At 66.1% G+C, this 10,033-nt stretch carries 7 protein-coding genes and 1 pseudogene; 3 read left to right on the top strand and 5 right to left on the bottom strand.

The annotated features are described in order from the left end of the window. Nucleotides 1–1,878 precede the first annotated feature (1,878 nt). Entirely contained in the window at nucleotides 1,879–2,001 is a 123-nt protein-coding gene (locus tag L1066_RS27060) for a hypothetical protein (protein ID WP_283095522.1), read from the bottom strand. A 767-nt stretch (nucleotides 2,002–2,768) separates the two neighbouring features. Between L1066_RS27060 and L1066_RS20140 the strand changes: the two genes are divergently transcribed. Next, nucleotides 2,769–3,008 carry a hypothetical protein gene (locus L1066_RS20140; RefSeq protein ID WP_235737969.1) on the top strand — a complete coding sequence of 80 codons (240 nt, stop codon included), beginning with the start codon at nucleotides 2,769–2,771 and terminating at the stop codon, nucleotides 3,006–3,008. Between the two features lie 428 nt (nucleotides 3,009–3,436). Next, nucleotides 3,437–3,613, top strand: coding sequence for a hypothetical protein (locus tag L1066_RS20135; protein ID WP_235737968.1), 177 nt, complete (start codon nucleotides 3,437–3,439; stop codon nucleotides 3,611–3,613). 3,481 nt (nucleotides 3,614–7,094) lie between these two features. On the opposite strand, the gene L1066_RS20130 is transcribed toward L1066_RS20135, so the two are convergent. The 3 genes and pseudogenes from L1066_RS20130 to L1066_RS27050 form a co-directional block, all read right to left on the bottom strand. Beyond that, on the bottom strand, nucleotides 7,095–7,736 hold the full coding sequence (locus L1066_RS20130) for a L,D-transpeptidase (protein ID WP_235737967.1): 642 nt from the start codon (nucleotides 7,734–7,736) through the stop codon (nucleotides 7,095–7,097). A gap of 2 nt (nucleotides 7,737–7,738) precedes the next feature. Beyond that, nucleotides 7,739–8,149, bottom strand: coding sequence for a ParA family protein (locus tag L1066_RS27055; RefSeq protein WP_312008344.1), 411 nt, complete (start codon nucleotides 8,147–8,149; stop codon nucleotides 7,739–7,741). A gap of 83 nt (nucleotides 8,150–8,232) precedes the next feature. Next, nucleotides 8,233–8,520: pseudogene (locus L1066_RS27050) on the bottom strand (ParA family protein); the annotation flags it as partial. A gap of 59 nt (nucleotides 8,521–8,579) precedes the next feature. On the opposite strand from L1066_RS27050, the gene L1066_RS20120 reads away from it, so the two are divergent. Beyond that, entirely contained in the window at nucleotides 8,580–9,362 is a 783-nt protein-coding gene (locus tag L1066_RS20120; RefSeq protein ID WP_235737966.1) for an SDR family NAD(P)-dependent oxidoreductase, read from the top strand. 29 nt (nucleotides 9,363–9,391) lie between these two features. On the opposite strand, the gene L1066_RS20115 is transcribed toward L1066_RS20120, so the two are convergent. Next, complete coding sequence (locus L1066_RS20115; RefSeq protein ID WP_235737965.1) at nucleotides 9,392–10,012, bottom strand: MarC family protein; 621 nt, start codon at nucleotides 10,010–10,012, stop codon at nucleotides 9,392–9,394. Between the last annotated feature and the right edge of the window lie 21 nt (nucleotides 10,013–10,033).

Raw genomic sequence — 10,033 nt, 5'->3', positions numbered from 1 at the left:
ATCAGGAACGTCAGCGCTGCGCCGCTTCAGCCGGTGCATTGCGAGGGACAAAGTTCGACTCCCCGAGATCGGTTCGCTGACCGGTCGGAGAAGAGGGCGGAGCATGGTCATGCCGACATCGGCGCTGATGAAGACTGACGGTTTCTCCACGCTCATGTCGACGACGAGTCCGTGCCGGGCGGGAGTCCACCTGTGGCGACGGCTGAGCGCCGCTCTGCTCAGCGTATCACTGCGGTTGGCGCAGGCTGGTGACTGGAAGGCCGGCATCGTGTCGATGGAGTTCAGTTTACCCGGCAGTTCTTCTTCGTTTCGCCGAGCGACATCGACGTGGCCGATTGCGTGCGCCAGGCCGCCGAGGCACCGTCATCCGACACGCGCAGTCTCGGCACCGAGTCGAGCGACTCAGCCCGCGACCTGACCGCAGTTCGGCCTGTCTTGTGCTGCCACACGCCTGACAGGCGCAGGGCATCGGCGGTCGAGGCCAAGGACAGCCGTGATCACGGTGTCGACCTGACGCGCCACGCGACGGTTGCGGCGGCTTCGCCGAGCAGGTTGAGCTCGATGCCTTCGACGGCAATGCGCGACAATTGTCGGCTATGGAAGTGATAACTTGCCAGTTTCAATTGCCTGATGATCGACCAGCTTGTCGCAGTTCAGCGGCTCGCTCATCAACGAGGTCCTGGGCTGCGCGGCATAGCCGCGCTCGATCGCTGCAATTTGCGCTTACGCGACTGAGCGCAACCATCGTTGATGGGATCGGCACGGTTACCGGGGGAGCTCGATGAGCCCGCGGTCGGCCGAGCGCGTTCACGCAAGAAGCCTGCCCCCGCCAGCCGAGGCGCTGCGCCGCGCCGGGCGCCTCGGCGCGGCCTGCCTGCGCAGCGCTCGCGCCAACGACAGGAGCAGGCGCTCATCATCGGTCCTCGCCATCACCTTCCTCCAGGAGCTGGGTCCATTGTTATCTACCTCGATCTCTTCACTGATCTCCAGCTTGTCCGCTACAGCCGCGCAGGATCTGACGAGATCCGTGGTGCCCGACAGGCCATGAGTTTTCATCATCGGCACGCTGGCCTCCTTGCGGCGTGAGCGGGTGAAGTTGCGGCAAGCTGATCATCGACATGAATCACCACCCGGCACGAGGTGTAATGTGCCGCCGCGATCCTCACATCGGATCCACGTCTCGCGGACATTGCGACGCACGGAGATCGACACGATGGGCACGAATTTACCGGGATTGTTCCGGCCTGAGCTGCCAATCCGGGGTATCCAGCGCCTGCGCCGGATTACGCGGAGCTGATGGATCTCAACACTCGCTGGTCCGGTCTGCCCATGGCGGGCAACGAGCGGGAGCAGCGCCCGTGCCGACGATCTGGTCGAGCGATCGCTGAGGCAGTCCGTTCGAGTCCGAGCGACGTCCGATGCCCTGCATCCCGACTGCCGTCGGTCCGTCAGTAGGAGATGCTCGAAACGGCGACGACGATCACAGATGCGCGTCTGAATCATTGGCCAAGCGGCACTGGAAGTCGAGTACCGCGCGTAGGCCCGCAGCAGTAGCCAGAACCGCTGAAGTGGGGGATGGAACAATTGATGAAGCCCCATCGCTGTATCCGTTGTCCTCGGCCAAGATCAAGCGCTGCCGACGGGTTCACGGTTCGTCGCCGAGAATGGCGGTCCATCGCCAGGCCGATACCGTGGTGACGATCGCCAGCGACGGCTGCCCCAGTTAAATAGCGGCGTCCAGCAGGGCGCCTTCCACCCATGTGCGGGGTCGCGCTCGCCAGAGAGCGATCTCAGCCATCAACAACACGGCGCGGAGATCGGCCGGTCGCCACGTGCCCTGATCGCCGCCAAAGAAAGCGGGGCGCGCGCAGATCCTGCTCACCACCAGCAGAACCCGGCACGCAGCGCTTCGTCGCCAAGAAACCGTTGTTCGTCACAGCGGGCAATGCTCCGTTTACCATCACGTTCAGCGCGGCCAGCAGCCGTGATGCCGGTCTTCACAATTTCGATACTACGCAGGATCAATCCAGGGAACGACTTCGTATCCGGGACAGGCGAAGGTCTACGACCGCCAGATGCGCAAGCGACAAGAAGGCGCCGCCGCAGTACGGCTGCCGTTCAGCCGCATCCCAGTTCAGCGCCAGAATCCATTCCGATGACGAAGAACCTGGGAACAGGCGAAGTGCTACGGCGCCAAGGGATCGCCCGGCGGTGGTATGCTCATGGTGCGGAAGTCAATATACGTCTGGAACAGGGCGCAGCAACTGGCTGGGCCAGCAAAAGTGCCAGTTCACGCAGGCCGCGACGAAGGCGATGTACGGGACCGCGAGTTTTAGGCGCCCGCGCCGCAGCTGATTGCTCTAGCCGGGTCACTGAAGGCGCTCACGCCGGCACTGGAACGGCGACAGTTACGCGCGCTGTTACCGGCTCCAGTAACTGGGGCACCTCGGCCCAGGCGGCGACGAGATCACCTTCGTCACGCAGATGCGCAGTATAACAGCGTTCGTTCATTAACGGCTGCAATCTCGCCGAACAGCCGGGCCGGCCCGGGACGACTGAAATCCCGAGGCATCGACGCCCGCTTGGCCAGGCCAATCGCTGGCCAGCTCGGCATCGGCAGCACCAGCCATCCGCGGGCGCCGAGTAAGCGGGAAGGCCAGGAGATGGGCCGCGAGCAGTATTACTGACATTCGAAGAGATCCTGAAGACGGCGTGGCAGTTCGTCGACGAGAAGATCACGCGGGTGAGCTCTCGAGCATCGCCGATGCATGATCGAGGGCTTCCAGCGGCTATTCGACACAGCGATCCCGGATACGGTGCCTGGGGAGTCGCTGCTGACCTATGCCCTGTGCGCGCGAGCGTCTTCAACACTTCACTTTCATCGTGGTCTCAAGATGGCACGGAGGCTGGATACCACGGCGATTGATGTCCGGATCGATTACGGTCCAGAGCTGACCATCGTGGCGGCGACAGACCTGCATCGTGGTCACCCACGCCGGCGGCAGTGACCAGCATCGACGATGGCCGACTCCGTCTGGCTGCAGCAACATGACCGCGGGAAGAAGACCTCGGTTGCGAGGCTCTCGGTGGCATCGAGCTTGCGCCGGCAATGAGATCATTTCGACAGATCGCAGGCCGAAAATCCCGGAAGCGGAGCTCGGCAAGGGTTTCTTCCAGATGATGATCTGTGCGGTTGCCTGTGCCTTGCGTGGCGCGGATCTGAGTTAAAGTCGTTAAGCGCCGCGACCGCGTCGACGCTGCTTGCCGGCCGAGATGTTACCGCGGAGATCGCCGCACGCTCGACACCGGCCAGCGGATGGGATGCCGGCGTAGCCAAGATGTCGAGGTTTCTTCCAGGCGGTTACTCCAGTGAGTAATGCGCATCGGCGCGACAGTAATACTCAGATGACACGTCGCCTCTGCCGCGACTACAGCCATGAGCGCCCAGCGGTTCCCCACGGGTGAGGCCCCGACGACCGAGTCCGGGCGCGACCTGCCCGTGCGTCCCGGCAGCTGCGAGGACGCGTTGCGGTCCGTTCTCTCCGGCATGCTGCGCGTAGAGAACGCGATGATGGCGCCCGCCCCCGTCACGATGCCGGAGTACGGGGTTTGAGCCCGGCAGCTGACCGTCCATCTCACTCTCGATTGCGCGGGCTGACGGCCGGCCGTCGACAGACGCGTCCAGCTGGCTTATGACGGTCCCGAGCTGGATGGCGATGTCGGTCTTCGCGGCTCGTCCAGGTTGCCGCCGGTGCAGACGATGCTCGTGACCGTGATCGTTGTCGTGGACCTGTCGCTGGCGCCGACGTCGATCCGCTCGTTCATTACGGGCGAGCCGGTGATCCAGGTCGACGGCGCCCGCTGGCCTGGAGCGGTAGCCGTCTCGATATCTTCGCGCCGGTCGAGTTCGACGGGGCAGGGGAGGCTGTCGCATCCTGTACCGGCTTGTCGTCCTGATCATCGCCCCCGCACAGCTGCTGCGCCGACATGAGACCAGGCGCAGTCGACCGTGAATTGCTGGGCCGCCGGCCTTCTTCGTCGCCAAGGATGCTGCGACATGGTGGAGGCCTTCGCCGAGGGGACGATCTCGGCGCCGAACAGCGACGCCGCAACATGCGGCGAGCGGGGAAGCGCAGCCAGCGATGGCCCGGCGCCTGAGAAGGTCCATGCTGGAGGTCATCGGGCGCCCCAGCCGGTGGCGGTCGACGCATCTGACGCGGACTTCCACCGATGCACCTGGTGTTGCCGCATCGCGCAGAGTCTCGGAGAAGCATGCGACGGTGCGCACACGCGCTGCGGCGTGCCGTTCATGCATGATGTCCATATAGCTGTTCCGATGCCGCGCTGTTCCTGTCTCTTCTCGATCGGGTGGAGGATTTGTGCAAATAATGACGATGGCCTGTTGTGCCGGAAGCACTATCGTCCTTCGCGGTGTGCGACGAGGCGGGCTTCCAGCGCGGGTCTCGCATCACGGGCCTGGGGCCTGATGCGAAAAGGGCCAGGCCGCGGGTCGACACGTTTTGCCGTGACGGGGGCATCGACACAGGCGCCAGCAGCAGAGGGAGCTGGTGTCAGTACAGTCTCTGTTAGCGGTTATTCGCGTTGGCTGACGCCCTGTTCCGGAGTTGCCTCTTCGCGCCTGTCTGGTGACGGTGCCGGAGAATCCTCGTTGCCGCGAGGCAGTGATCGAAATCGCGATGCGCACGAGGGAGATCTCCTCCGGCGATGAGGGCTTTCCGGAAGCCAGACGGGTGTCGATGCTGCCACGAGGATCTCGTGACTTGGTTCGTCATCATCCCGTCTTCCGACTGCCGTCGTGCCGGCCACATCAGCGCGGCGCAGGCAGTCGTCGCCTTTCCTGGTGATCACCCTTTTCGGTCACGCGATCTGCGCATGCACATCCGCGGGCTTCCAGGTCAGTTGTTGCTGCTCGCGCCTTGCAGCTGCTCATGCAGTTAACGACAGCGATTTGTGCCAGTCTCGCCGAACGCGGCACTGGCTGCGCGCGGCGCTGCGGCGATCGTAATCACATGCTGTTCGTGCAGAGCGTGACTGGGACGGCCGCGCCATCGCCGCCGCGCACGATGCTGCAGCCGAGCCGCGCTTTCTTTTTCGCTGTGGATCATGATCGTCATACCATCACGTCTTTGCCCGGCGATTGCCGCATTGACGTGCCTATGCTGAGCATGCCTTCACCTGCTCAGCGGCGGGCTGCCCGGAGGTCTGCTGCGAGGGTCTCGGTCGACATCACCTACTCGGCACCTGGCCCTGGCCCAGGCACCAGTCCCGGCACGAGTCTCGGCCTCCAGCCACATCGCCCACTGTGGTTCAGTCCTCCCCCAGCCAGCCACATCACCCCGCGGCCGGCGCAGTTGTAACACCGCTGAAGCTGCCCACCCAGGCCGCGCCAGCGACGCTGGAGCGACGTTGACGGTACCCCTGGCGCCGTCCCCAGCAGACAGGCGCAGCACGGCGCAGTCAAGATGGCCGAAGCCGCTCGGTCTGTCGTGAGCGCTGCTGCGCCGCCACGACTGACGCCACGATCACGGCATCTCCGCGACTCGACGGTTGAGCTTCCCGACAAGATGGTGTCGGCAGGTACTCTGGCCCGGTGGTCGATACGCCCGGCGATCGCCTGTCGCCGCCGGGTCAGGAGGCGAACTGTGTTCACGTACGCGGGTGACGAGTACATATAGCAAGCTGGAAACATGCGCGGGGTGCCCATGACTGCCGGGCATGATGGAGCCAGCTGCGAGAAGGGCGGCGTCGCAGTCGCCTCTTCAGTAGGCGCCTGCCGAGCTGGGGCAGCGTGCTTGCCTGTCTGACGCCTCTGAGGACTAGTTCACCGCCGGCCCGGCGAGGTCTCGGAATGACACTCCACGACGGGGTGGATTCCGGCAGTCACGATCGAGCCTGCGCCGATCTCCCACCGGAGAACGGGATCACAAGACGCCGTTCGGGCCCGCTCGGCGTTCGTCGCGGCTCTTCACCGCAGCGATCGGCCCTTCATCCGCCGCAGGCGAGACGCCCACCGGCGTCGGCCACGATCAATGTCCACGGCGCTTCACCAATCGCGCCGAGTCCGGGGCGCTTCGACGGCCGCACCATAGCGCTGACATCTACGATCGTCATGGATTCCATCCCAAGACCATCGGGGTTCGCCGAGGCGCTCGCCGCCGGCCGATCGATCCTCCGCGATTGAAGGCGCTGCTGTCGCGAGGCCGCTGCTGCCCTGCTGTGCCGCCGCGGTTCCGCCTGACGATTGACGGCGACATCGCGTCGCCAGCCTCCGCCTGGCTGTTCGGTCGCGCAGCCATCGGCGGGGCCGGGGCCCGGGATGACTGACGCTTTCACCGCAGGCTGGTCCAGCAGCGCCTCCGTTGCCGTGTCCGGATGCGGTTCCTGCGGACTGGCCAGGGCGTCGAATTAGCCAGGATGTCAGCGGTCTGGAAGCTGACGCGCCACAAGGTCGAACGCACCTGTCTGGTTTCGGATCTACGACAATCGCTCGACCCGGTAGTTCGGTCGGCTCGGCCAGCATCGCCCGGCACGATGCGTCACTGCCAGTTCGCGCAACGCGGAGACGACATCGCCGGCGTCGCACAGCTCGCATCGCGTGAGGATGTTCTCCGGGGAGTCTGCTCCGCCGCACCTCCGTCGCCGTCGTCGCGTGAGCTGTGAGGACACCTCGAAACGGGATAAACTTATCCACCGTGAAACCCGCTGTGAGGCGACGAATTCGTCCGGGCCGCAGAGTGTGTCCCGGCGGAGCTGGATCAGTCGGTGGCGGTGGCGGTGGCGGTGGCCGGTGCCACCTCGGGCTGGCTGCCCGCGCCGCCGGGCTTGCGACGCCGAGGACGGCGAGGGCGAAGCGCCCCGTCGGCGTCGTCGGCGTCGCAAGCCCAGCGGCGCGGGCAGCCAGGCCTGAGGTGGCACCGGCCACCGCCACCGCCACCGCCACCGACTGATCCAGCTCCACGCCGGGACACGGTGACCAGTCCCGGACCTGGCTCCGCCGCCTTCCCCGCAAGCGGGAGCTACAAATTCGTCCGGGACTATCCCGATTTCAGGGGTGTGGATCGTCCCGCCGCAGCTCACGCGACGACGACGACGGAGGTGCCGAGCGGGGCGAACTCCCAGAGGGCGACGGCATCCTCGCTGCGCTGCCTGATGCAGCCGTGCGACAGGGGCTGGCCGAGCTCGTCCTCGGTCTGCACCGCCTTGCCGTCGGAGACCGGGATGTCGTGGAATCCGATGGCTGCCCGCGGACCCCGCGCGAAACGGACGAAGTGGCGCATCGTGCCGGAGTCGTCGATGCCCCAAGCCTGCTCCGAGCGGGAGAAGACCGAGTAGCTACCGGGGTCGAGGTTGTCGTAGACACTCCCGGAAACCAGGTAGGTGCGTTCGACCGCCTCGTCGGCGGCGATCAGCCAGACCCGCTGACGCTCCTGGCTGAAGACGATTCGACGCCCCTGGCCCGAGTCCGCAGGAACCGCATCGGACGGCAGCGGAGCCATCACCGCCTGCGCGGCGCTGGCCCGGACCAGCACCGGTTCGGCGACGGTGGCGGGCGCCCCGCCGCCAGGATCCGAGTCGAGCGATCCGGAGATCGCCGCCGGCGTCACCTGCGGAGGCACCAGCCCGACCCCGGCCCCCACCACCGCACCAGTGGCCAGCACCGCGACCAGGCTCAGCCAGGCGCGGGAACGGCGACGAGGAGCGCGATGTCGTGACATCGTCAGGCGGAACCGTCGCGGCGACGCAGCAGGGCAGCAGCAACCTCACGATAGGCAGCAGCGCCCTTGCTGGTGCGACTCATCGCGAGGATCGATCGGCCGGCGGCAGGTGCCTCGGCGAACTTGATGGTCTTGGGGATGGGAGGCTCCATGACCTCCAGGTCGTAGGTCTCGGCGATGGTGTCCAGCACTCGGCGCGCATGGTTGGTGCGGCCGTCGAAGAGCGTGGGCAGCACACCCCAGACCTCGAGCGCACGGTTGGTGAAGCGCCGTACGTCGTGGACGGTGTCGAGGAGTTGGCCGACGCCACGGTGGGAGAGCGTCTCGCACTGCAACGGGATGAGGACCCCGTCTGCTGCGGTGAGGGCGGCCACGGTGAGGACACCGAGCGAGGGCGGGCAGTCGAGGAGCACCCAGTCGTAGTGCTCCCCGTCTGCTCCAGGTCGTCGAGCGCCGTCTTGATGACGTGTTCCCGGCCGGTGCGGGTCAACAGGTCCGCCTCGGCACGAGCCAGCTCGATCGTGGCCGGGAGTATCTCCACCCCGTCGTGGGTGTCGAGCCGGACCTCGCGGGCGTCGAGGCCCTTCGTCAGAACGTGGTGGACGGAGAGCTCGAGGTCCTCCGGGTCGATGCCCAAGGAGAACGTCAGGCAGGCCTGCGGGTCGAGATCGACCAACAACACACGCTGCCCCAGCTCGGCGAGCGCCGCACCGAGAGAGGCGACCGTCGTGGTCTTGGCGACGCCACCCTTCTGGTTGGCGATCGCGAGCGTTGTCCCAGTCATTGGCTCCATCATGCCCGACGCGGTTGCGATCCGCCCATGGGCACCTGAATGCTGGGCACATGACCAACTCCAGCACACTGCCCTCCGGTCTTGCACTCGTCACCGGTGCCACGGCCGGCATTGGACACGAGTTCGCCGTCCAGCTGGCCCGACGCGGCCATCCCCTGGTGCTGGTCGCCCGTGACGAGGCGCGCCTGGAGGCAGTCGCCGAGCAGCTCCGCGTCGACCACCGGGTAGAGGTGGAGGTACTGCCTGCCGACCTGGTGGATCGGGCTCAACTGGATCGGGTCGCGGAGCGCCTGCGTGATCGTGAGCGTCCGGTCGAGGTGCTGGTCAACAACGCAGGCTTCGGCCTCAAGCAACGCTTCCTCGACAACGACGTGGAGGCCGAGCAGCAGATGCTCGACATCTTGGTGACCGCCGTGCTGCGCCTGTCGCACGCTGCCTTGGGGACGATGACCGAGCGCGGCAGGGGTGCCGTCGTCAACGTCTCCAGCGTCGCATCGTTCCTGCCGCGCGGCAGCTACAGCGCAGCCAAGGCCTGGGTGAACAGCTTCAGCGAGTGGGCCCACAACGAGTACGCCGGCCACGGGGTCCAGGTCATGGCGCTGTGCCCGGGATTCGTGAAGACCGAGTTCCACGAGCGGATGGATGTCACGCGCGACTCGGCACCGGGGTTTCTGTGGCTGGAGGCCGAAGACCTCGTGCGGGACGCCCTTGTCGACCTGGACCGGGGCCGGAGCTTCTCCGTGCCGAGCAAGCGCTACAAGGTGATCGTCACCGCGACCAGGATCATCCCTCGCAGCCTTCTCCAGCGGGCACAGGCCCTCGGCCGACGCTGACCCGGGTCACCCCTGCGGCGAAGCCGTGCTCAGCCCTCGCCCAGCACGAAGGCACGGACCGCGTCAGCCACCATCTGCACGGCAATCGCCGAGAGCAGAAGGCCCGCGATCTTGGTGATGAGCATGACCCCGCCCTCGCGGATGAGCTTCATGATCCGCAGCGAGAAGCGCATGCTCAGCCACAGCATCGCGTGCACGGCGACGATGCCGACCACGAGCGCCGTCACATCAGGCCCCGAGTCGGCACTCTGCACGAACAGCATGGTGGCCACGATCGCGCCGGGGCCGGCCAGCAGCGGGGTGCCCAGTGGGACCAGTGCCACGTTCGTGTCGCCGGACCCGGCCATCGAGAACTTGTCGTTGCTCATGAGCAGCTGCAGAGCCACGAGCAGCAACAGCAGTCCGCCCGCGCCCTGGAGGGCCGGAATCGAGATGTGCATGTAGCGCAGGATCGCGTGACCGAAGAGGGCGAAGAGGGTGATCACCAGGAAGGAGACGGCGACAGCCTGCCACGCCGCGCGCTTGATCGTGGCCGGCGCACGACCGGCGGTCAACGAGAGGAAGACCGGGATCGTGCCGGGCGGGTCCATGATGACGAACAAGGTCACGAAGACCTCGGTGAGCATCACGACATTGATCACCGAGTCCACGACCACGCCTCCGGAAACCCT

It is taken from the genome of Nocardioides alcanivorans (assembly GCF_021555175.1).
Taxonomy (GTDB): Bacteria; Actinomycetota; Actinomycetes; order Propionibacteriales; family Nocardioidaceae; genus Nocardioides; species Nocardioides alcanivorans.
Note: the sequence above shows the minus strand (reverse complement) of the source record. Positions and strands in the feature narration are given on the sequence as shown.

What these genes read in the sequence shown, in the direction of transcription:
- L1066_RS20140 (WP_235737969.1), top strand. Translation starts at nt 2,769, where the DNA reads ATGATCGAGGGCTTCCAGCGGCTATTCGACACAGCGATCCCGGATACG.
- L1066_RS20135 (WP_235737968.1), top strand. Translation starts at nt 3,437, where the DNA reads ATGAGCGCCCAGCGGTTCCCCACGGGTGAGGCCCCGACGACCGAGTCC.
- L1066_RS20130 (WP_235737967.1), bottom strand. Translation starts at nt 7,736, where the DNA reads ATGTCACGACATCGCGCTCCTCGTCGCCGTTCCCGCGCCTGGCTGAGC.
- L1066_RS20120 (WP_235737966.1), top strand. Translation starts at nt 8,580, where the DNA reads ATGACCAACTCCAGCACACTGCCCTCCGGTCTTGCACTCGTCACCGGT.